Consider the following 23,258-nt stretch of genomic DNA (forward strand, 5'->3'; position numbering starts at 1 on the left):
GTCGGGGGCGTGGCCCGGGCCACGTGTGTCCTGGGCCACCGCTCCTTGACCCGGCGGTAACCCTCTCGGCATCCTGGTCGGTGCACAAGCGTTCACTGAACGGTGGACGCCCCGACGACCTCTGGAGCCACGCCATGAGCCTGACCAGCGCCCTCCTGCGGTCCCGCGCCGTCGCCGCGCTCGCGTCGCCGCACGGCGTCGACCGCTACCTCGAGCTCGTGAACCCGATGTGGGCCGCCCGCGAGGTGCGGGCCCGCGTGGTCGACGTCCGGCGCGAGACCGACGGCGAGCACCCCGTCGCCACCATCACCCTCCAGCCGACCTCGACCTGGCGCGGGCACCGCGCCGGCCAGTACGTGCAGGTCGGCATCGAGGTGCCCGGTGCCCGCCGCACGACGCGCTGCTTCACCATCTCCTCGGCGGCCTCCGCCCCGGGGGAGCGGTTCACGCTCACGGTGCGCGCGCACGCGGAGGGTCTCGTCTCGCGGTTCCTCGTCGAGCAGGCCCAGCCCGGGTTCCTCGTCCACCTCTCGCAGGCGCAGGGCGACTTCTGCCTCGACGAGAGCCCCGCGACCCCGACGAACAACCACCTGCTCTTCATCACCGGCGGCTCCGGCGTCACGCCGGCCATGTCGATGGTGCGCACGCTGCTGCGGGACGGGTACGACGGCCACGCCGGCCGCAAGGTGACCTTCCTGCACTACGCGCGCGGCCCCGAGGACCAGATCTTCGCCGACGAGCTCGCCGAGATCGCCGCCGCCGACAACGGCGTGCGCGTCGTGCTGCGGCACGAGTCGGCGGGCGACCCGCTGTTCAGCGCGATCGACCTGGCCCGCGAGGTGCCGAACTTCCGCGAGGTCGACACGTGGGTCTGCGGCCCCGCCGGGCTGATGGAGCGGGTCGAGACGGCCTACGACGGCTCGCCCCGTCTGCGCCTCGAGCGCTTCAAGCCGCCGGTCGTCACCGCCGGCACGGCGGAGGGCGACGTCGTCTTCTCCCGCTCCGGCGAGCAGGCGCCCAACTCGGGTGCCTCGCTCCTCGAGCAGGCCGAGGCCGCCGGCCTGCGGCCCGAGTTCGGCTGCCGCATGGGCATCTGCTTCTCCTGCACCGCGCGCAAGAGCGAGGGCACGGTGCGCAACGTGCTCACCGGCGAGGAGTCCTCGCTCCCCGACGAGGAGGTCCGCATCTGCGTGTCCGCCCCCGTCGGCGACTGCGTCGTCGACCTCTGACCTCCACCGACCACCCGTCGTCACCCCACGAAGGGAGCACCCCATGACCGCCGCCACCACCGAGGCACCCGCCGAGGCCCTCCGCCCCACCCCCAGCCCCGAGCCGGGCGAGGAGCCGATCAGCCCCAACCTCCCGCTCACCCCGAGCCAGCTCGAGGCGTTCGGCGAGGAGATGGACGCCATCCGCCAGCGCATCATCGCGAGCCTGGGGGAGGAGGACGCGGCGTACATCCGCAAGGTCGTGAAGGCGCAGCGCGCCTTCGAGGTCGCGGGCCGCGCGCTGTTCTACCTGCCGCCCGCCTGGCCGCTCGCCGTGGCGTCGCTCAGCATCTCCAAGATCATCGACAACATGGAGATCGGGCACAACGTCATGCACGGCCAGTACGACTGGATGGGCGATCCCGGCCTCAACTCCCGCATGTTCGAGTGGGACAACGTGTGCCCCTCGGAGCAGTGGAAGTACTCGCACAACTACATCCACCACACGTTCACCAACATCGTCGGCAAGGACCGCGACATCGGGTACGGCATCCTCCGGATGGACCCCGACCAGAAGTGGCACCCGTACTACCTGGGCAACCCGGTCTACGCGTTCCTCCTCATGATCTTCTTCGAGTGGGGCGTGGCGATGCACGACCTCGAGGTCGAGAACATCGTCGCCGGCAAGCGGAAGATCTCCGAGAACGCGGCCCTGCACCGCGGGATCATGCGCAAGGTGAAGCGCCAGGCGCTCAAGGACTACCTCCTGTTCCCGGCACTCACCGGTCCGCTCGCCCCGCTCACGCTGGCCGGGAACGCGACCGCCAACCTGGTGCGCAACATCTGGGCCTTCAACATCATCTTCTGCGGCCACTTCCCCGCGGGCGTCGCGTCGTTCTCGATGGAGGAGTCCGAGGACGAGTCGCGCGGCCAGTGGTACCTGCGCCAGCTGCTCGGCTCGGCCAACATCACGGGCAGCCCGCTCTTCCACGTGATGAGCGGCAACCTCTCGCACCAGATCGAGCACCACCTGTTCCCCGACCTGCCGGCGCGGCGCTACCCGGAGATCGCGGACGAGGTGCGGGAGATCTGCGAGCGCTACGGGCTGCAGTACAACACCGGCCCGCTGCACCGCCAGCTCCTCAGCGTCGCCAAGAAGATCTGCCGGTACGCGCTGCCGGACGACGTCGCGGAGGTGCCGGGCGTCTCGCTGGTGCAGCGGCTCCTGGGACGCCGCAAGCCGGCCCCGGTTGCCGTGGTGCCGGACGCTGCCTGAGACTCGTCCCATGACCGACGAGCGCACCGGGGGCGACCGCCTCAGCAAGGCCGAGATCGCGAAGGACGTCGTGCAGACCTCGGTGGAGATCGCCGCCACCACGGTGGGTCGCGTCGCGTCGATCGTGACCGGCGCGGTGCGCGACGTCGCGAGCGCCGTGGGCGAGGGCGCGACCGAGGTCTTCGAGCTCCGCGATGCGGCCCGACGGGCCACGGCCGAGCTCGAGCCGGCCCGCGAGCGGGACCACGAGCCGGGCCGCGAGCCCGGCCACGGGCCGGGCCGCGAGGTCTGACGGCGTACGGTTCAGGACGGCCCCGGCGGGGTAACCCCCGCCGGGGCCGTCGGTCGTCCCGGTGTCGTGGAGGAGGTGCCCGTGCTGCAGCCCGGGAGCGTGGTCGGTAGCTACGAGGTCGGCGAGAGCATCGGCCACGGCGGGATGGGCGTCGTCTACCGTGCCGTCCACCGCGACCTCGACCGCCAGGTCGCCCTCAAGGTGCTGGCCCCGCAGTTCTCCGGCGACGAGGACTACCGGCGTCGGTTCCTGAGCGAGGCGCGCACGCTCGCCCGTCTGGAGTCGAACCACATCGTCGCGATCTACGACGCCGGTGAGCACGAGGGATCCCTCTACCTGGCGATGCAGCTGGTCACCGACGGCGACCTGTCGTCCTGGTCGCGTCGGTTCGGGCCGATGGCGCCGGTGATGGCGCTCGACCTGCTCCGCCAGGTCACGACCGGCCTGGCGGCGGCCCACGACGCGGGGGTGCTGCACCGGGACATCAAGGCCTCGAACGTGCTCCTGCGGCGGCTGCCGGATGGCGCCACCCGGGCGTACCTGTGCGACTTCGGCATCGCCCAGACCGCCGACGACTCCCACACCCGCACCGGCGCCGTCGTCGGCACGTGGGCGTACCTCGCGCCCGAGCGCCACCGCGGGGTGCCCGCGTCCGTCAGCAGCGACCTCTACGCGCTCGGCTGCCTGCTGTGGGCGATGCTCACCGGCCGCACGCCCTACCAGGGCAGCACCGAGATGGAGGTGGCCCTGGCCCACATGAACGCCCCGGTGCCGCAGCTCCCCGGCGGCACGACGGAGGTCCGCGCGCTCAACCACCTCCTCGCGCGGCTCCTCGACAAGGACCCCGCGCGACGGATCGCCTCGGCGGGGGAGGTGCTGCGCGAGATCGACGGTGTCATGGCGGCCGTCCGCCCCGGCGGGGCGCCGCTGCCCGCGGCCGCCGAGCGGACCCGCACCGCGTCGTACGGCGGCCCCACCGGGGGGACGGGAACCCTCCCCGGGGTTCCCGGCAGGCCCGGACCGGCGGCCGGGCCCTCCGGGGCGTCCGCCGGGGCGCCGGCCGGGCGCCGCCGCGGTCTCGTCGCCGCGGCGGTGGCGCTCGTGCTCCTCGTCGGCGTGGGCGTCGGCGTGGGCGTGTGGGTCTCCCGGGACGGTGGCGGGGACGGCGACAGCCCCGGCGAGGTGCCGTTCGCCGACGACACCGTGGCCGGTGTCGTCGACGGTGCGACCCTCTCCACGACGCCGTGCGAGGACGCGCCGGAGGGCCTGCGCGTCACCGGGGTGCTGCCCGAGACGGGCGTCCTGGCCCAGCAGTCGCCGCCCGCCCTGGGCGGCCTCGGGCTCGCGGTCAGCGACATCAACGACGCGGGCGGCGTGCTGGGGAAGCCCGTCTGCCAGGACGTCGTCGACAGCGGTGACGACGACACCGTCGCGGCGCTGTTCGAGGACGGCATCGACACCGACGTGGTGATCGGCCCCATCCAGGCGGAGCTCGCCGACACCCTGGTGCCGGTGCTCGACGACGCGGAGGTCGTCAACATCTCGCCGTCCGCGTGGATCAACGACCGCTCGGGGGTCTCGCGCTACGCGTTCCGCACGATCGGCGACCTGGACACCATGGCCGACGCACTGTCGCGCACGATGCTCGACCGGGTGAGCAGCGGGGACGACGTCGCGTTCGTGACGGCCGACGAGCCGTTCTCGCTCCGCTCCAGCGCCGCCATGGAGGCCGCGCTCGAGAAGGTCTCGATGGGCTGCGTCCTGGCCTGTCCCGGCGCCGGCCAGGACCTGCCGGAGACGACGGCCGACTTCTCCGCCGTCGCGCAGGAGGTGGCGACCTCGGGCGCCGAGGCCGTGCTCGTCAACGGCTACCTCGACGGGTCGGCGCTGCTGACCGCGCTCGCGGCGACCGACTTCGATGGCCCCGTCTACTTCTCGGCCGTCAGCAGCACGGACTTCGTCGACGTGCCCGCCGACATCCTCGCGCGGACGTTCTCGATCTTCCCCGCCGTGCAGTCCTCCGAGGACTTCCGGGCCCGCGTCTCCGACTGGTACGCCCTCGACTCCGGCGGCACGGTGCCCACCCCCTTCCTCTCGGCGGAGTCGTACGACGCGGTGGTGCTGGCCGCGCTGGCCGCGGTCCGCGGCGGCGCGACCGACGGCGACACGATCGCCGACAACATGGGCCCGGTCTCCGGCAGCGAGGGCGGCACGCAGTGCGCCACCTTCCGCCGGTGCGCCGCCCTGCTGGAGGCCGGGGAGGAGGTCGTCTACCGGGGCGTGGCCGTGCGCGGGCCGTTCAACGAGGACAACGACCTCACCGAGGCGCTGTTCAGCACCATCACGTTCGACGAGACGGGCGCCTCCGTGCGCGGCGAGAACCAGGTGCTGGGCCGCCAGCCCTGACGGCCGCGGCGAGACGCCGGACACCCGGTCGTCGCGCTCGGCCCAGGTTCGTGACAGCCTCGGGCGGGGTATCGGGCCCCAGCGGGCCCGGGTGCCCGCCTGATTCCACCAGACGAGGGGAGAGCCGTGCTGCCGCGACCGGGAGCCGAGTTCGGGAGCTACGACGTCGGCGAGCGCATCGGGCGTGGCGGCATGGGCGTGGTCTACCGCGCGGTCCACCGCGACCTCCAGCGCGAGGTCGCGCTCAAGGTGCTCTCCGAGCAGTTCTCCGCCGACGCGGACTACCGCGCGCGGTTCCTCAGCGAGGCGCGCACCCTCGCGCGCCTCGAGTCCCCCTTCGTCGTCACCATCCACGACGCGGGCGAGCGGGACTCCTCGCTCTTCCTGGCGATGCAGCTCATCCCCGACGGCGACCTGTCGGCGTGGCTGCGCCAGTACGGCGCGATGCCGCCCGCGATGGCCCTGGACCTCCTGCGGCAGGTCACCAGCGGGCTCCAGGCCGCCCACGAGGCCGGCGTGCTGCACCGGGACATCAAGGCCTCGAACGTGCTCCTGCGTCGGCTGGGCGACGGCGGCGTGCGGGCCTACCTCTGCGACTTCGGCATCGCGCAGACCGAGGACGCGGGCCACACGCGCACGGGCGGGGTCGTCGGCACGTGGGCCTACCTGGCGCCCGAGCGCCACCGCGGCGTGCCCGCGTCGGTCGGCACCGACCTCTACGCGCTGGGCTGCCTGCTGTGGGTCATGCTGACCGGCCGCACGCCCTACGAGGCGGGGAGCGAGATGGAGGTCGCCCTCGCCCACATGAACGCACCCGTGCCGCAGCTGCCCGAGCACGGGCCGCTCGAGCGGGCGATCAACGACCTCCTGCGGCAGCTGATGGCGAAGGACCCCGCGCAGCGCCCCGAGTCGGCCCGGGCGCTGCTCGCGATGATCGACCGCGTGGCCCGGGGCGCGGGGGCGCCGGGGGCCGTCCCTGCCCGCCCGGTCCCGTCCCTGCCCTCCTCCGCGGTGGCCTCCGGAGACCGGCCGACCCAGGGGCGCCGACGCGCCGACCCCGCCCCCGCCCCAGGGCCGGCGCGCGCCGACCGCGGCGGCCGCGCCGGCCGGGCCTCCTCGGGCCGCGGCCGGTGGTGGCTGGCCGCGGGCCTCGCCGGTGTCGTGGTCGTGGCCGGCGGCATCGTCGGCGTCCGGCTCCTCGCTGGCGACGACCGCGCGGACGACGGCGGCGACGTGCCCCTGGCGGACGTCCCCTTCGCCGACGACGACCAGGCCGGTGTCGTCGACGCCGACTACACCGTGACGCCGTGCGGGGAGGGCGGCGCCGCGGCGGACGCCCTGCGCGTCGGCGGCCTGCTGCCGCTGGCGTCGAACGACGCGACGTACCGGGGGCCGACCACCGCCGGTCTCGGGCTCGCCGTCAGCGACATCAACGCCGCCGGCGGGGTGCTCGGCCAGCCCGTGTGCCAGTCCGTCGAGGAGGCGGGGGACGCGCTCGACCTCGAGTCGGGCGAGGACAGTGCGGCGACCCTCATCGACGAGGGCATGTCCGTCGTCGTCGGACCGACGCGGTCCGAGGTGGCGGAGGCGGTGGTGCCCGAGTTCCGCGACGCCGAGGTGCCGCTCGTGGCGGTCGGCGCCACCGACAGCGAGCTGTCGGGGATCTCGCCCTACTTCTTCCGCACCATCGGCGACACCACCGCCTACGACGCCGCGTTCGCCCGGCTCGCGCAGGAGAACACGGCCGACACCATCGCCTTCGTCGCGCAGCGGGGCGCACCCGACCAGATCGAGGACCGCGACCGGCTGCGGGAGGCGGCGGAGGCGGCGGGCTCGGAGTGCGTGTACGGCTGCACCGACACCGAGCTGGCCGTCGACAGCGACTTCGCCGACGACGCGGCGGCGGTCGTCGCGAGCGGAGCCGAGACCGTCGTCGTCCTCACCGAGCCGACCTCGCTGTTCATGGACGCCTACGCCCCGGCGAAGACGGGGGCGAACGTCGTCACCATCGGCGGCAGCTTCCAGCTGGCGGTGGAGGGGTACCCCGCGTTCTTCGGCACCGTCTCCGCCCTCGTCAACGGTGCCCGGCCGAACGAGGCGTTCGTGCAGCGCCTCGACGACTGGTCCGCGGCGACCGACGGGCCCGACCTCACGATCTCGACGCTCGCGGCCGAGACCTACGACGGCGTCGTGCTCGCGGCGCTCGCCGCGGTGCGGGGAGAGGCGACGGACGGCGCCACCGTCGCCGCGAACCTGCGGGCCGTGGCCGGCAGCGAGGGCGGCACCGAGTGCGTCACCTTCCGCCGCTGCGCCGCGTTGCTCGAGGGCGGCCACGAGGTCAGCTACCGCGGGGTGGCCGTCGACGCGCCCATCGACGCGGACCACGACCTGGAGTCGGGCCGGTTCAGCGTGCTCGGCTACGACGAGTCGGGCGAGATCATCACGGAGCCGGTCGACGAGATCGTGGGCGCCAAGGCGGAGCCGGACCAGGACTGAGCCCGGGGACGCTCAGTCCTCGGGGTCGTCGAGGCGCGCCAGCCACGTGGCCAGCCGCTCGACGGCCGTCTCGAACTCCGGGTGGGTGTCGACGAAGGCCTGCAGCTGCTCGGCGAGCCAGGCCAGCGTGACCTCCTCGTCGCCCCGTCGCTTCTCCAGCTCCTCGATGCCGCGGTCGGTGAAGTACATGGCGACCATTCTCCCTCCGCGTCCGGCGGCGGACGACCCGACCACGACCCCGGTACGCCGACGGGCCGGCCACCCCCCAGGGTGACCGGCCCGTCCGTGCGTCAGCGCATCAGGCGAACGCGCGCGCGATGAGCTCCTTCTGCTCCTCGGCGTGGCGCTTCGCCGTGCCGACGGAGGGCGACGCCGACTGCTTGCGCGTCACCGGCTCGACCGTGAACTTCTCGATGAGCGGCCACGAGTTGAGCTGCAGGTGCGGCCACGGGCCCATGTTCTCGGGCTCGTCCTGCACCCAGCGCACGCGCTCGAGGTTCGGGTACTTCGCGATCTCCTCGGCGATGGCCGTGTCGGGCGTCGGGTAGAGCTGCTCGACGCGGGCGATGGCGAACGACGAGCCGTTGTCCCGCTTGGCGCGCTCGACCGTGAGGTCCCAGGTGACGCGGCCCGAGCAGAGCAGCAGCGTCGACACCTTCGACGCGTCCGCCTCGGCGTCGCCGATGAGGGGCTGGAACGTGCCCGACGTGAAGTCGTCGGGCTGCGAGGCGGCCTCCTTGCGGCGCAGCATCGACTTCGGCGTGAAGACCACCAGGGGCCGGTGGCGCTCGCTCAGCGAGTGCTGCCGGAGCAGGTGGAAGTACGACGCCGGGGTCGACGGCTGGGCGACGACGAAGGCGCTCTCGGCGCACATCTGCAGGAAGCGCTCGATGCGGGCCGACGAGTGGTCGGGCCCCTGGCCCTCGTAGCCGTGCGGCAGCAGCAGCACGACGCCCGAGCGCTGGCGCCACTTCGTCTCGCTGGAGGAGATGAACTCGTCGATGACGGTCTGGGCGCCGTTGACGAAGTCGCCGAACTGCGCCTCCCACAGCACGAGCGCCTCGGGACGCGCGACGGAGTAGCCGTACTCGAAGCCGAGAGCGGCGTACTCGCTGAGCAGCGAGTCGTAGACGTGGAACTTCGCCTGGTCCTCGGTGAGGTTCGACAGCGGCGTCCACTCGTCGGCGTTGGTGCGGTCGATCATCGTCGCGAAGCGCTGCACGAACGTGCCGCGACGCGAGTCCTGGCCGGCGAGGCGCACGGGGCGGCCGTCCATGAGCAGCGCGCCGAAGGCGAGGATCTCGCCGGTGGCCCAGTCGATGGGGCCGTTCGCGATCGCCGCGGCACGGCGCTGCAGCTGCGGCAGCACCTTCGGGTGGACCGTGAAGCCCTCCGGCGGGGTCGTGTAGGCGTCCGCGACGCGCTTCATCTCCTCGAGCGAGATCGCGGTCTGCGTCTCGCCCGCGGGCTTCTCCGGGTAGTCCGGCACGGTCGTCCACTCCGACGGCTGGCCGGTCGCCTCGCGGACCTCGGTGAAGACGCGCTCGAGCTGCTCCTGGTAGTTGCGCAGGACCTGCTCGGCCTCCTCGATCGTGATGTCGCCACGACCGATGAGGGACTCCGTGTAGAGCTTGCGCACCGAGCGCTTCTGCTCGATGAGGTCGTACATGAGCGGCTGCGTGAAGCTCGGGTCGTCGCCCTCGTTGTGACCGCGGCGGCGGTAGCAGACGAGGTCGATGACGACGTCCTTGTTGAAGGCCTGGCGGTACTCGAACGCGAGCCGGGCGACGCGGATGCACGCCTCCGGGTCGTCGCCGTTCACGTGGAAGATCGGCGCCTGCACCATCCGGGCGACGTCGGTCGCGTAGAGCGTCGAGCGCGACGACCCGGGCGAGGTGGTGAAGCCCACCTGGTTGTTGACGATCACGTGGATCGTGCCGCCGGTGCGGTAGCCCCGCAGCTGGGACAGGTTGAGCGTCTCGGCCACGACGCCCTGGCCGGCGAACGCCGCGTCGCCGTGCACGAGGAGCGGGAGCACCGGGAACGCGTCGCCGCGGTTCAGCACGTCCTGCTTGGCGCGCGCGATGCCCTCGAGCACCGGGTCGACCGCCTCCAGGTGCGAGGGGTTGGCCGCGACGGACACCTTGACCTTGTCGCCGTTGTCCGCGACGAACTCGCCCTCGGCGCCCAGGTGGTACTTCACGTCGCCCGAGCCCTGGACCGTGCGCGGGTCGATGTTGCCCTCGAACTCGCGGAAGATCTGGCTGTACTTCTTGCCGACGATGTTCGCCAGCACGTTGAGGCGGCCGCGGTGGGCCATGCCGATCGCGACCTCGTCGAGCGACGCCTCGGCAGCGGCCTCGCAGATCTCGTCGAGCACCGGGACGGTCGTCTCGCCGCCCTCGAGGCTGAACCGCTTCTGGCCGACGAACTTGGTCTGCAGGAACGTCTCGAACGCCTCGGCCTGGTTGAGCTTGAGCAGGATGCGCAGCTGCTCGTCGCGGGGCGTCTTCGTGTGCGGCTGCTCGACGCGCTCCTGGATCCACCGGCGCTGCTCGGGGTCCTGGATGTGCATGTACTCGATGCCGATCGTGCGGCAGTAGCTGTCGCGCAGGATGCCGAGGATGTCCCGCAGCTTCATGAAGCGACGGCCCTCGCCGCCGAACGAGCCGGTGGCGAACTCGCGGTCGAGGTCCCACAGGGTGAGCCCGTGCGTCTCCACCCGCAGGTCGGGGTGGCTGCGCTGCTTGTACTCCAGCGGGTCGGTGTCGGCCATGAGGTGGCCGCGCACGCGGTAGGCGTGGATCAGCTCGAGGATGCGCGCCTGCTTCGAGATCTCGTCGTCGTGCGACGTCGCGATGTCGTTGCTCCAGCGGATGGGCTCGTAGGGGATCCGCAGCGCCCGGAAGATGTCGTCGTAGAAGTCGTCGGCGCCGAGCAGCAGCTGGTGCACGCGCTTGAGGAACTCGCCCGACTGCGCACCCTGGATCACGCGGTGGTCGTAGGTCGAGGTCAGCGTCATGACCTTGCTGATGCCGTTGCGGGCGATGGCCTCCGCGGAGGCGCCCTGCCACTCCGCCGGGTACTCCATCGCGCCCACGCCGATGATGGCGCCCTGGCCCTTCATGAGGCGCGGCACGGAGTGGACCGTGCCGATGCCGCCCGGGTTGGTGAGCGAGATCGTCGTGCCCTGGAAGTCGGCGATGGTCAGCTTGGAGTCGCGCGCCTTGCGCACGATCTCCTCGTAGGCCGTCCAGAACGCCGCGAAGTCCATCGACTCGGCCGCCTTGATCGACGGCACCAGCAGCTGGCGCTGGTCGCCCTTCTGGATGTCGATCGCCAGGCCGAGGTTGATGTGCGCCGGCGTGACCAGGTTGGGCTTGCCGTCGACGACCTCGTAGCCGACGTTCATCTCCGGCATGGTCTTCAGCGCCCGCACCAGCGCGTAGCCGATGAGGTGGGTGAAGGACACCTTGCCGCCGCGGGCGCGGGCGAGGTGGCTGTTGATGACGGTGCGGTTGTCCCAGAGCAGCTTCACGGGGACGGCGCGCACGGAGGTCGCCGTCGGCACCTCCAGCGAGGCGTCCATGTTCTGCACCGTGCGCGCGGGAGCGCCGCGGAGCACCGTGTACGTCGGGGCGTCGGACGTGGTCGCAGCGGCCGCCACGGGGTTCTCCTTCGCGACCGGCTTGGTGCCGCCCTGGCCGGGCTCGGACGCCTGGCCCGCGGGGCGCGGCTTGGCCTGGGGGGTGGGCGTGGACCGCGCCGCGGCGGGGGCCGGCTTCTCGGCGGCCTTCGCGGGCTCGGGCGCCTTGGTGGGGGCCTTGGCCGGCGCCTTCGCGGGCGCCTTGGCCGGGGCCTTGGCGGCAGCGGGTGCGGCAGCGGGTGCGGCGGGCTTCTCGGGGGCCGAGCCGTTGCCGTTCGAGCCGTTCGTGGTGCCCGTCGTGAAGTAGGCCTTCCACTCCGGGGTCACGCTGTCCGGGTCACGCTCGAACTGCTCACGCATCTCGTCGACGAGCCACTCGTTGGCTCCGAAGTCGACGGTCGATGTGGATGGGCTGCCAGGGGACTGCGGCACGGCTAGGTTCGCCTCTTCCGGGAGTACGCGACGGGGTGGGTACGGCCACCCAGGCTAGTCCCTGGCGGCAACAATTGCAGGGGCCGGGTTGCCACCCGGTCGCCCTACCCGTCGGTACCGGCCCGACCCGTCCGATTGGACCGTTCATCGTGTCCGAGATCACGTCTCGTCGCACTGCTCCGGCCCGGGGTTCCGGCCCCGACCTAGCCTGGTGCCATGCGCCCCCGCCCCGAGAAGCCCGGCCCCGAGCAGGAGTCGGTCTGGGACTACCCGCGCCCGCCGGCCCTGGTGCGCTCGAGCGAGCGGGTCGAGGTCTGGTTGGGAGGCGTGCGGATCGCGTCGACCGGCACGTCCTGGCGGGTGCTGGAGACGAGCCACCCGCCCACCTACTACCTGCCGCGCGACGCGTTCGCGGACGGGGCCGTGCAGCCGGTCGACGGCACCACCACCTGCGAGTGGAAGGGGGAGGCGGCGTACGCCGATCTCGTCGGCGGCACGCGCCGGGCCCCGCGGGCAGCGTGGACCTACCCGACGCCCACGCCGCGCTTCGTCGACCTCGTGGGCACCTTCGCGGTGATGCCGGGAGCCGTGGACCGCTGCACGGTGGACGGCGAGGAGGTCGAGCCCCAGCCCGGCGGGTTCTACGGCGGCTGGATCACCTCGCGGGTCGTCGGGCCGTTCAAGGGCGCACCCGGCACCTGGGGGTGGTGAACCGGCCGCCGGCCGCCGCCTCAGTCCGCGACGGTGATCCGGGAGGCAGCGCGTCGTGCGGTCGCCCGCGCGGTGTCGACGTCCTCGCCGAGGGCGAGGGTGACGGCCATACGGCGGCGTCCCGACACGGCCGGCTTGCCGAAGACCCGCACGGCGGTGTCGGGCTCGGCGAGGGCGGCGTCGACGCCGGCGTACCGCGGGGCGGTCACCTCGCCCTCGAGCAGCACGGCGCACGACGCCGCGGGTCCGCGGTCGCGGATGTTCGGGATCGGCAGCCCGAGCACGGCCCGCGCGTGGAGGGCGAACTCGGAGAGGTCCTGCGACACGAGCGTGACGAGACCGGTGTCGTGGGGGCGGGGAGAGAGCTCGGAGAACACGACCTCGCCGGCGGCGACGAACAGCTCGACCCCGAAGAGCCCGCGACCCTCCTCCCCGCAGAGCTCGCGGACGACGGCGGCCGAGACCTCCTGGGCGCGGGCGAGCACGGCGTCGTCGAGGGCCTGGGGCTGCCAGGACTCGCGGTAGTCCCCGTCCACCTGCACGTGGCCGATGGGGGAGCAGAACGAGATGACGTCCGGCCCGCCGTCGGTGGCGGCGTGCTTGACGGTGAGCAGCGTGATCTCGACGTCGAAGTCCACGAACCCCTCGACGATGACTCGACCCGCTCCCGCGCGGCCGCCCTCCTGCGCGTGGCGCCACGACGTCTCGACGTCGGCCGGGGTGCGCACGACGGACTGGCCCTTGCCCGACGACGACATCACCGGCTTGACCACGCACGGGGTCCCGACGGCGTCGACCGCCGCAGCGAAGTCCTCGAACGTGTCCGCGAACCGGTACGGCGAGGTGGGCAGCCCGAGCTCCTCGGCGGCGAGCCGCCGGATGCCCTCCCGGTCCATCGTGAGGCGCGCCGCGCGGGCCGTCGGCACCACGGTGACGCCCTCGGCCTCGAGGTCGAGCAGCGTGGGCGTGTGGATGGCCTCGATCTCCGGGATCACCCAGTCGGGCCGCTCGAGCTCGATCACGCGCCGTACCTCGGCGCCGTCGAGCATGTCGATGACGTGGCTGCGGTGCGCGACCTGCATGGCCGGGGCGTCGGCGTACCGGTCGACGGCGATCGTCTCCACGCCGAGGCGCTGGAGCTCGATGGCCACCTCCTTGCCGAGCTCGCCGGAGCCGAGGAGGAGGGCGCGGGTGGCGCCGGGGGAGAGGGGGGTGCCCAGGATCGTCACGCGCCCAGGGTAGGGGGACGGCGCGGCCAGCCGGTACGACGAAGGGCCCGGACCGCGTGCGGTCCGGGCCCTTCGGTGTTGCACCCCCGGCAGGATTCGAACCTGCGACTCCTGGTACCGGAAACCAGTGCTCTATCCCCTGAGCTACGGAGGCCCGCCCGACCGGTCACGACCGGTCCTGAGGCTGGGACGACCTTACAACCCCACCGGGGTCGCCGCGAATCAGGTCGGCCCCCGATATCGATGCCGGGCCGGGAGCCCCGCGCCGATACGCTGGGTCGGTGACCCCCGAGCAGCTCTCCACGACGGTCCGCGACGCCCTGGTGGCGCTCGTCGCCGACGGTTCCCTCGCCCTGGCCGACGCCGACGTCCCGACGACGGTGACGATCGAGCGACCCCGCCAGAAGGGGCACGGCGACTACGCGACCAACGTCGCGCTCCAGCTCGCGAAGAAGGCGGGCACCAACCCGCGCGCCCTCGCGACGCTCCTCGGTGAGCGGCTCGAGCAGGCCGAGGGTGTCGCCGGGATCGAGATCGCCGGACCGGGCTTCCTCAACATCACGGTGGACGCCGGCGCCCAGGGCCAGGTGGCCGCCGACATCGTGGCCGCGGGCGCGACGTACGGGCGCTCCCACACGCTCGACGGGTTGACGGTCAACGTCGAGTTCATCTCCGCCAACCCCACCGGCCCGCTCCACCTGGGCCACACCCGCTGGGCCGTGCTCGGCGACGCGATCGGCCGCGTCCTCGACGCCGCGGGCGCCGTGGTGACGCGCGAGTTCTACATCAACGACCGCGGCGTGCAGATGAACCACTTCGCCGACTCGATCATCGCGGCCGCCCTGGGGCGGCCGGCTCCCGAGGACGGGTACGCCGGGGCGTACGTCGCGGAGCTCGCCGCCGCCGTCGAGGCGGCCCGTCCCGGGATCTTCGACCTGCCGGCCGACGAGCGCCGCGCGGCCGTGCGGGCCGAGGGCTACGCGATCCAGCTGCGCGAGCAGCGGGAGACGCTGGAGGCCTTCCAGACGCACTTCGACGTGTGGTTCTCCGAGCTCTCGCTGCACGAGTCGGGCTCGGTGCCCGACACGCTGGCGCGCCTGAAGGCCCTCGGTCACGTCTACGAGTCGGAGGGCGCGCTCTTCATGCGCACCACCGACTTCGGCGACGACAAGGACCGCGTGCTCATCAAGTCGGACGGCGAGCTGACCTACTTCGCGTCCGACACGGCGTACTACCTGGACAAGCGGGCGCGCGGCTTCGACCGCTGCCTCTACCTGCTGGGCGCGGACCACCACGGGTACGTCAACCGTCTGCGCGCCATGGCCGCCTGCGTGGGCGACGACCCCGACGAGACGCTCGACGTGCTCATCGGGCAGCTCGTGAAGATCCTGCGCGACGGGGTCGAGGTGAAGCTGTCGAAGCGCAAGGGCACGATCGTCACGCTCAACGAGCTCGCCGACGAGATCGGCGTCGACGCGCTGCGCTACTCGCTCGCGCGCTACCCGGCCGACTCGCCGCTGACGCTCGACATCGCCGAGATCACCCGGGCGTCGGCCGACAACCCGGTCTACTACGTGCAGTACGCGCACGCCCGCACCTGCCGGATGATCGCGAACGCCGCCGACCTCGGGATGCGGCTGCCCGACGCCCTGGGTGACGACTTCGACGCGGCGCTGCTCTCCCACGAGCGCGAGGGCGAGCTGCTGCGGGCGCTCGCCGAGTTCCCGCGCGTCGTCGCGACCGCGGCCGAGCTGCGCGAGCCCCACCGCATCGCGCGCTACCTGGAGGACACCGCGTCGGTGTTCAACAAGTGGTACGACACCAGGGAGTGCCGCATGCTGCCGCAGGGCGACGAGCCGGTCTCGCCGACGAACGAGGCGCGTCTCGTGCTCGCGCACGCCGTGCGCCAGGTCGTCGCGAACGGCCTCGGCCTGCTCGGCGTCTCTGCTCCCGAGAGGATGTGACGAGATGGTCCGCGCGCACGAGGCCGGCTGGGCCCACGCCGAGGGTGCCCTGAGGGGCCCGGCCTGGCTCCGCGAGCCCGCCGACACCAACGCGCTCGTCGAGCACCTGTGGTCGGCGAACGTCGCGAAGGACGCCGCCGGCGAGCTGACGGTGGCCGGGGTGCCGGTGTCCCGCATCGCCGCCGAGCACGGCACGCCGGCGTACGTGCTGGACGAGAACGACTTCCGGGGTCGCGCCCGGGCCTTCCGCGACGGGTTCGCCGGGTGGGACGTCTACTACGCGGGCAAGGCCTTCCTCTGCACCGCGGTCGCGCGCTGGGTGGCCGAGGAGGGGCTCTGCCTCGACGTCTGCTCCGAGGGCGAGCTGACGGTGGCGCTGCGCGGGGGTGTCGACCCGGCGCGCATCGGGTTCCACGGCAACAACAAGTCGGTGCGGGCGCTGCGCCGTGCCCTCGAGGTCGGCGTCGGTCGCATCATCGTCGACTCGTTCCACGAGATCGAGCGGCTCGCGGAGCTCACCGCGGGCGCCGAGCGCCGCGCGCCGGTGATGATCCGGGTGACCGCCGGCGTCGAGGCCCACACGCACGAGTACATCGCCACCGCCCACGAGGACCAGAAGTTCGGCTTCTCGATCACCTCCGGCGACGCACTGGAGGCGGCGCGGCGCGTGCTGGCCGCCGACGGCCTCGAGCTGCGGGGGCTGCACAGCCACATCGGCAGCCAGATCTTCGACTCCGCCGGCTTCGAGGTCGCGGCGAAGCGGGTGCTGGCGCTCCACGCCCGCGTGGCGGCCGAGCTGGGCCACACCATGCCCGAGACGGACCTCGGCGGTGGGTTCGGCATCGCCTACACGACCCAGGACGACCCCTCGACGCCCGCGGTGCTCGCCACCGAGATGCGCGCCATCGTGGAGCACGAGTGCCGCGGCCTGGGCATCGCGGTCCCGCACCTCTCGATCGAGCCGGGACGCGCGATCGTGGGTCCGTCGACCTTCACGCTCTACGAGGTCGGCACCGTCAAGGAGGTGGCCCTCGACGGCGGCGCCCGCCGCACGTACGTCTCCGTCGACGGCGGCATGAGCGACAACATCCGCACGGCCCTGTACGACGCGGACTACTCCTGCACCCTCGCCTCGCGCGCCTCGGACGCGGCGCCCGAGCTCGCCCGCGTCGTGGGCCACCACTGCGAGGCCGGCGACATCGTCGTCAAGGACGAGTTCCTGCCGGCCGACGTCGCGCCGGGCGACCTGCTGGCCGTGCCCGCGACGGGCGCCTACTGCCGGTCGATGGCGTCCAACTACAACCACGCGCTGCGCCCGCCCGTGATCGCCGTGCGCGACGGCGAGAGCCGGGTCGTCGTGCGCCGCGAGACGTTCGACGACCTCCTGGCGACCGACGTCGGCGGGTCCGAGGAGTGAGCCAGCCCGAGGCCGATCCCGTGGTGGGGCCCCGGGCCGGATACGGTGCGGGGGCTCCCCGTGTGCTCGAGAACGACGCCGAGGCGGTCGCGGGGCCTTCCCCGAGCGACCCTCCCCGGCGCCGCAGGCCGTCCGGCCGGCGGTGGAAAGGTTGAGAACCATGCAGACCAAGGACGCCCTCCGCGTCGCCGTGCTCGGTTGCGGGTCGGTCGGCTCGCAGGTCGTGCGCCTGCTGACCGAGCAGGCCGACGACCTGGCGATGCGCGCCGGTGTTCCGCTCGAGCTGGCCGGCGTCGCGGTGCGGCGCCTCGACGCGCCGCGTGACGTCGAGGTCCCCGCCCACCTGCTCACCACCGACGCCACGGCGCTCGTCACGAGCGGCGTCGACCTGGTGGTCGAGGTCATCGGCGGGATCGAGCCGGCGCGCTCCCTCATCCTGGCGGCGCTCGAGAGCGGCGCCTCGGTGGTGACCGCCAACAAGGCGCTGCTCGCCGAGGACGGCGCGACGCTCTTCGAGGCCGCCGAGAAGGCGGGCCGCGACCTCTACTACGAGGCGGCCGTCGCGGGAGCCATCCCGATCATCCGTCCCCTGCGCGAGTCGCTCGTCGGCGACACCGTCACCCGGGTCCTCGGCATCGTCAACGGCACGACCAACTACATCCTCGACAAGATGGACAGCTCCGGCGCCGGCTTCGCCGACGCGCTCGGGGAGGCGCAGGAGCTCGGGTACGCCGAGGCCGACCCCACCGCGGACGTCGAGGGCTTCGACGCCGCGGCGAAGGCCGCGATCCTGGCGTCGCTGGCGTTCCACACGCGGGTCACCGCCGCCGACGTGCACCGTGAGGGCATCAGCGACGTGACGGCAGCGGACGTGCGCTCGGCCGCCGACATGGGCGCCGTCGTCAAGCTGCTCGCCATCTGCGAGCTGCGCGACGGCCCGGACGGGCAGGCGGTCTCGGCCCGGGTGCACCCGGCGATGATCCCGCGCAGCCATCCGCTGGCGTCGGTCCGCGAGGCCTACAACGCGGTCTTCGTCGAGTCGAGGGCCGCCGGACGCCTCATGTTCTACGGCCCGGGCGCCGGAGGGGCGCCGACCGCGTCGGCCGTCCTGGGTGACCTCGTCACGATCGCGCGGCACCACCGCGCGGGCACCCGGGGGGCGGGGGAGTCGGCGTACACGGCCCGGCCGGTCCTCCCGATGGGGGAGACCCTGACGCGCTACCACGTCGCGATCGACGTCGAGGACCGCGCGGGCGTGCTCGCGCTCGTCGCGACGGCCTTCGCCGAGCACGGCGTCTCGATCCAGACCGTCCGCCAGGAGGGTCGGGGGGCCGATGCGCAGCTCGTCGTCGTGTCGCACCGCGCGACGGACGCCCAGCTCGCCGCCACGGTGGCACACCTGCAGCAGATGGACATCGTCCGCGAGGTCACCTCGGTGATGCGCGTGGAGGGGGAGACGGAATGAGCACGACGACGGCGCGTCCGCAGTGGCGCGGAGTGATCGACGAGTACCGCGAGCTGCTCGACCTGCCCGCGGGGGTGCCCGCGGTGACCCTGCGCGAGGGCGGGACCCCCCTGGTGCGCTCCGGTTGGCTGTCGGGCCTGACCGGGGCCGAGGTGTGGCTCAAGGTCGAGGGCAACAACCCCACCGGCTCCTTCAAGGACCGCGGCATGACGGCGGCCATCTCGGTGGCGAAGCACGAGGGGGCGCGTGCCGTGGTGTGCGCCTCCACCGGCAACACCTCGGCGTCGATGGCGGCCTACGCCGCCAACTGCGGTCTCACCCCGCTGGTGCTCGTGCCCGAGGGCAAGATCGCGGCCGGCAAGATGGCGCAGGCGATCATGCACGGCGCGCAGGTGCTGATGGTGCGCGGCAACTTCGACGACTGCCTGACGCTCGCGCGCCAGCTCGCGGAGTCCTACCCGGTGGCGCTGGTGAACTCGGTGAACCCGGCGCGGCTCGAGGGGCAGAAGACGGCCGCCTTCGAGATCGTCGACTTCCTCGGTGACGCGCCCGACGTGCACGTGCTGCCGGTCGGCAACGCGGGCAACATCTCGGCGTACTGGCTCGGCTACACCCAGTACGCCGCGGCCGGCCACGCCACGCGGCGCCCGGTCATGCGCGGCTTCCAGGCCGCCGGTGCGGCCCCGCTCGTCAACGGTGCCCCGGTGGCCGACCCGGAGACGAAGGCCACCGCGATCCGCATCGGCAACCCGGCGTCGTGGAAGCTGGCCGTCGCCGCGGCCGAGGAGTCGGGCGGCCGGTTCCGCGCCGTGACCGACGACCAGATCCTCAGCGCCCAGCGTGAGCTCGCGCGGCGTGACGGCGTCTTCGTGGAGCCCGCCTCCGCGACCGGCGTGGCCGGCCTGCTGGACGACCTCGACCGGGGGGAGTCCTACGCCGGCCTCACCGTCGCGGTGACGGTCACGGGCCACGGGCTCAAGGACACGGTCACGGCGCTCGAGGGACTGGGCGACGTGGTCGACTCCGTCGTCGACGCCGACGTCGCCGACGTGGCGCGCGCGGCCGGGCTCGCCTGACGTGGGGGCACTCGACGCCCCGCTGGACCGCACGGACCCGGGTGCCGCCTTCGTGCAGGGGCCGGTGTCGGTCTCCGTGCCGGCGACCTCGGCGAACCTCGGGCCCGGCTACGACACCCTCGGCCTGGCGCTCGCCCTGCGTGACGTGCTCACCGGCGAGGTGATCGCGCCCGCCGACGGTACGCCCGCGCGGGTCGAGGTCGAAGTCGTCGGGGAGGGAGCCGGGGACGTGCCCCTCGACGAGTCCCACCTCGTCGTGCGCGCCATGCGCTGCGCGTTCGAGCAGATGGGTCTCGCGCAGCCCAGCCTGCGGCTGCGGTGCGAGAACGTGCTGCCCCACAGCCGCGGACTGGGCTCCTCCTCGGCCGCGATCGTCGGCGGCCTGGCGCTGGCCCGCGCCCTCGTGGCCGACGGCGCCCAGCGGCTCGACGACACCGACCTCTTCACCCTCGCCGCCCGGCTCGAGGGCCACCCCGACAACGTGGCTCCCGCGGTCTTCGGCGGGTTCACGGTGTCGGGCTCGGAGGGCGGCACGTTCTTCGCGGTGCCCTCGCCGGTCGCCGCCGGCGTCTCCGCCGTGGTGTTCGTGCCCGACGAGCCGGTGTCGACCGAGGTCGCCCGCAGCCTGCTGCCCGCGACGGTGCCCCACGCCGACGCCGCCGCGAACGCGGCCCGGGTGGCGCTGCTCGTGCTGGCGCTCGCGCAGCGTCCGGAGCTGCTGCCGGCCGCCACCCGCGACTACCTCCACCAGGACTACCGCGCCTCCGCCATGCCGCGCAGCGCCGAGCTGGTGAGGTCCCTCCGTGCGGACGGTGTCGCGGCGGTCATCTCCGGTGCCGGGCCGACGGTGCTCGCGTTCGTCGGCGACGCCGATCCCGACGACCACGTCGAGTCGCCCGCGGACGCGCGGCGCGCTCTCACGAGCGCCGAGGCGCTCCTCGCGCGCTGCCCTGAGGGATGGCGCGCCCACCACCTCGCGGTCGATCCGCGTGGTGTGGTGGTACGGTAACCAGCGCGTCATCGATCGGTCTGCTCCGATCGTGCGGCGCGGCGCCCACCGGGACCACCCCGGACGGTGCAACCTCCTCCACGTCCCCGACGCGGAACCACTCCTGCCCGTCTGGCTCGCTCGCGAGCCGTGACGGGTCGGCCCTGCGGCGTGGAGGCCATGACCCCAGCTGGCGGTGCGGACCGCGCGTTCTCCGCCCAGCGCACAAACGTGGGAAGGACCTCACGTGACTGAGACGATCGATTCCGCCGCAGCCGAGCAGACCCCGAAGAAGCGCGGCGGGCTCAACTCCCTGCTGCTCGCCGACCTGAAGTCGATGGCGGGCGGCCTGGGGATCGCCGGTGCGAGCGGCATGAAGAAGGCCCAGCTCGTCGACGCGATCAAGGCGGCCCAGTCCAGCGGCGGTGCGTCGTCGTCCGGCACGGCGCCGGCGCGTCGCGCCCGCACGACTGCCTCGTCCGCCGCGTCGTCGGCCGCTGCGCCCGAGCAGAGCGCCCCGGCTGACGCGGCCGCCGAGCGTCCCGCCCGCGCCCGGCGTGCGCGCAAGGCGGAGGCCGACGCCCCCGCCGCCGCACCCGACGCCCCCGCCGCCGCACCGGCGTCGACCGAGTCCGCGCCGGCCGCCGAGCGCCCCGCGCGCCGCCGCGAGCGTCAGCAGCCGGACGCGGGCGAGGGCTCCGGTGCCCCCGACGACGCCGGCCGCGCGCAGGGCGACGCCCAGCGCGACCAGCGCGGCGACCAGCGCGAGGGCCGCGGCAACCGCGACGGCCAGGGCAACCGCGACGGCCAGGACCGCAACCAGGACCGCAACCAGGACCGTCAGGGTGGAAACCAGGGTGGAAATCAGGGCGGGAACCAGGGCAACCGCAACCAGGACCGCAACCAGGGCGGGAACCAGGACCGCAACCAGGGCAACCGCAACCAGGACCGCGGCGGCAACCAGGACCGCGGCGGCAACCAGGGTCCGCAGTCCAACCGCGACGACGAGGGCGGTCGCCGCAGCCGGCGTCGCCGGGGCCGCGACCGCGACGGCGGCGGGGGCGGCAACAATCGCGACCGCGGCGGCCGGGGTGGGCGCGAGCCGGACACCACGATCCTCGAGGACGACGTCCTGGTGCCTGCGGCGGGCATCCTCGACGTCCTCGACAGCTACGCGTTCGTCCGCACGAGCGGCTACCTGCCGGCGCCCGAGGACGTCTACCTGTCGCTCCCCATGGTGCGGAAGATGGGCCTGCGCCGTGGCGACGCCATCGTCGGCCAGGTGCGCCAGCCGCGTGAGGGCGAGCGCAAGGAGAAGTTCAACCCGATGGTGCGGGTGGACTCGGTCAACGGCGACGACCCGGAGAAGGCCCGCAACCGGCCGGAGTTCGCCAAGCTGACGCCGCTCTACGCCTCGGAGCGCCTGCGCCTCGAGACCGACCAGCACAACCTCATCGGTCGCGTCATCGACATCGCGGCGCCGATCGGCAAGGGCCAGCGCGGCCTCATCGTCTCCCCGGCGAAGGCCGGCAAGACGATGGTGATGCAGTCGATCGCCAACTCGATCACGCGCAACAACCCCGAGTGCCACCTCATGGTCGTGCTCGTCGACGAGCGTCCCGAGGAGGTCACCGACTTCGAGCGCTCCGTCAAGGGCGAGGTCATCTCCTCGACGTTCGACCGCCCGGCCGGCGACCACACGACGGTCGCGGAGCTGGCGATCGAGCGGGCGAAGCGTCTCGTCGAGCTGGGCCACGACGTCGTCGTGCTCCTCGACGGCATCACCCGCCTGGGCCGCGCCTACAACCTTGCCGCCCCGCCGAGCGGACGCATCCTCTCCGGTGGTGTCGACTCGGCCGCGCTCTACCCGCCGAAGAAGTTCTTCGGTGCGGCCCGCAACATCGAGAACGGTGGCTCGCTCACCATCCTCGCCACGGCGCTCATCGAGTCCGGCTCGAAGATGGACGAGGTGATCTTCGAGGAGTTCAAGGGCACCGGCAACATGGAGATCCGGCTGCGCCGCGAGTTCGCGGAGAAGCGGATCTTCCCGGCCATCGACGCCGTCCAGTCGGGCACCCGTCGCGAGGAGCTGCTCCTCGGCAAGGACGAGCTCGCGATCATCTGGAAGGTGCGCCGGCTGCTGTCCGGCCTCGACGGCCAGCAGGCGCTGGAGCTCCTGCTCGAGCGGCTCAAGAAGTCGCAGAGCAACATCGAGTTCCTCATGCAGGTGCAGAAGACGATGCCGGGCGCCGGCGAGAACGGTCACTGACCCCCGCCTGCGGGCGGTCGAGGACGCAGCGCCCCCGGGGGAACACACGGATTGGTCTCCGTGTTGATCCCGGTGGCACAATCCATCGCTGGCTCCGGTTCACGGCCTCCCACCGGGGGAGGACGACCCGGCGGCCGAGGAGAAGAGGACACATCATGCAGAAGGACATCCACCCCGACTACGTCGTCACCCAGGTCACCTGCACCTGTGGCGCGAAGTTCGAGACCCGCAGCACCGCGACGTCCGGCTCGATCCACGCCGACGTGTGCTCGCAGTGCCACCCGTTCTACACGGGCAAGCAGAAGATCCTCGACACCGGCGGCCGCGTGGCCCGCTTCGAGGCGCGCTACGCGAAGGCTGGCGCGGCCAAGAAGAACTGAGGC

The 23,258-nt window shown here is 73.0% G+C and carries 16 protein-coding genes and 1 tRNA gene; 13 read left to right on the top strand and 4 right to left on the bottom strand.

What is annotated here, in order from left to right; translation table 11 throughout:
* Positions 1–134: 134 nt before the first annotated feature.
* The 5 genes from G3T38_RS00205 (at position 135) to G3T38_RS00225 (ending at position 7,678) form a co-directional block, all read left to right on the top strand.
* A complete protein-coding gene (locus G3T38_RS00205) occupies positions 135–1,229 on the top strand; it encodes a flavin reductase family protein (protein ID WP_163770042.1) in 1,095 nt (364 codons plus the stop codon).
* A 43-nt stretch (positions 1,230–1,272) separates the two neighbouring features.
* A complete protein-coding gene (locus G3T38_RS00210) occupies positions 1,273–2,484 on the top strand; it encodes a fatty acid desaturase family protein (RefSeq protein ID WP_163770044.1) in 1,212 nt (403 codons plus the stop codon).
* 10 nt (positions 2,485–2,494) lie between these two features.
* Positions 2,495–2,776, top strand: a complete 282-nt coding sequence (locus G3T38_RS00215) for a hypothetical protein (protein WP_163770046.1) — start codon at positions 2,495–2,497, stop codon at positions 2,774–2,776.
* An 81-nt stretch (positions 2,777–2,857) separates the two neighbouring features.
* Positions 2,858–5,182, top strand: coding sequence for a protein kinase domain-containing protein (locus G3T38_RS00220; RefSeq protein ID WP_163770048.1), 2,325 nt, complete (start codon positions 2,858–2,860; stop codon positions 5,180–5,182).
* Between the two features lie 126 nt (positions 5,183–5,308).
* Entirely contained in the window at positions 5,309–7,678 is a 2,370-nt protein-coding gene (locus tag G3T38_RS00225; protein ID WP_163770051.1) for a protein kinase domain-containing protein, read from the top strand.
* A 12-nt stretch (positions 7,679–7,690) separates the two neighbouring features.
* On the opposite strand, the gene G3T38_RS20835 is transcribed toward G3T38_RS00225, so the two are convergent.
* Entirely contained in the window at positions 7,691–7,867 is a 177-nt protein-coding gene (locus G3T38_RS20835; RefSeq protein WP_174267464.1) for a DUF6104 family protein, read from the bottom strand.
* A gap of 109 nt (positions 7,868–7,976) precedes the next feature.
* The gene (locus G3T38_RS00230) at positions 7,977–11,756 is read right to left on the bottom strand and encodes a multifunctional oxoglutarate decarboxylase/oxoglutarate dehydrogenase thiamine pyrophosphate-binding subunit/dihydrolipoyllysine-residue succinyltransferase subunit (RefSeq protein WP_163770053.1); all 3,780 of its coding nucleotides are present in this window, start codon (positions 11,754–11,756) and stop codon (positions 7,977–7,979) included.
* A gap of 216 nt (positions 11,757–11,972) precedes the next feature.
* On the opposite strand from G3T38_RS00230, the gene G3T38_RS00235 reads away from it, so the two are divergent.
* A complete protein-coding gene (locus tag G3T38_RS00235; RefSeq protein WP_163770056.1) occupies positions 11,973–12,467 on the top strand; it encodes a DUF427 domain-containing protein in 495 nt (164 codons plus the stop codon).
* A gap of 20 nt (positions 12,468–12,487) precedes the next feature.
* Here G3T38_RS00235 and purT read toward each other — a convergent pair whose 3' ends face one another.
* Both purT and G3T38_RS00245 read right to left on the bottom strand, forming a co-directional pair.
* Entirely contained in the window at positions 12,488–13,696 is a 1,209-nt protein-coding gene (purT, locus tag G3T38_RS00240) for a formate-dependent phosphoribosylglycinamide formyltransferase (protein ID WP_163770058.1), read from the bottom strand.
* A gap of 81 nt (positions 13,697–13,777) precedes the next feature.
* A tRNA-Arg gene (locus G3T38_RS00245) sits at positions 13,778–13,850 on the bottom strand.
* 127 nt (positions 13,851–13,977) lie between these two features.
* Here G3T38_RS00245 and argS point away from each other — a divergent pair.
* From argS to rpmE, 7 genes are all read left to right on the top strand, one after another.
* Positions 13,978–15,660 carry an arginine--tRNA ligase gene (argS, locus tag G3T38_RS00250; RefSeq protein WP_163770060.1) on the top strand — a complete coding sequence of 561 codons (1,683 nt, stop codon included), beginning with the start codon at positions 13,978–13,980 and terminating at the stop codon, positions 15,658–15,660.
* A gap of 4 nt (positions 15,661–15,664) precedes the next feature.
* Complete coding sequence (lysA, locus tag G3T38_RS00255; RefSeq protein WP_163770063.1) at positions 15,665–17,077, top strand: diaminopimelate decarboxylase; 1,413 nt, start codon at positions 15,665–15,667, stop codon at positions 17,075–17,077.
* 160 nt (positions 17,078–17,237) lie between these two features.
* Positions 17,238–18,542, top strand: coding sequence for a homoserine dehydrogenase (locus G3T38_RS00260; RefSeq protein ID WP_163770066.1), 1,305 nt, complete (start codon positions 17,238–17,240; stop codon positions 18,540–18,542).
* On the top strand, positions 18,539–19,618 hold the full coding sequence (gene thrC, locus G3T38_RS00265; protein WP_163770069.1) for a threonine synthase: 1,080 nt from the start codon (positions 18,539–18,541) through the stop codon (positions 19,616–19,618). The genes G3T38_RS00260 and thrC overlap by 4 nt, the downstream gene beginning before the upstream one ends.
* A 1-nt stretch (position 19,619) precedes the next feature.
* Entirely contained in the window at positions 19,620–20,627 is a 1,008-nt protein-coding gene (gene thrB, locus G3T38_RS00270) for a homoserine kinase (RefSeq protein ID WP_338037364.1), read from the top strand.
* Between the two features lie 226 nt (positions 20,628–20,853).
* Complete coding sequence (gene rho / locus G3T38_RS00275) at positions 20,854–22,875, top strand: transcription termination factor Rho (RefSeq protein ID WP_163770071.1); 2,022 nt, start codon at positions 20,854–20,856, stop codon at positions 22,873–22,875.
* Between the two features lie 155 nt (positions 22,876–23,030).
* The gene (gene rpmE / locus G3T38_RS00280; protein WP_163770073.1) at positions 23,031–23,255 is read left to right on the top strand and encodes a 50S ribosomal protein L31; all 225 of its coding nucleotides are present in this window, start codon (positions 23,031–23,033) and stop codon (positions 23,253–23,255) included.
* Positions 23,256–23,258 lie beyond the last annotated feature (3 nt).

Source organism: Nocardioides zeae (assembly GCF_010686755.1).
GTDB lineage: Bacteria > Actinomycetota > Actinomycetes > Propionibacteriales > Nocardioidaceae > Nocardioides > Nocardioides zeae.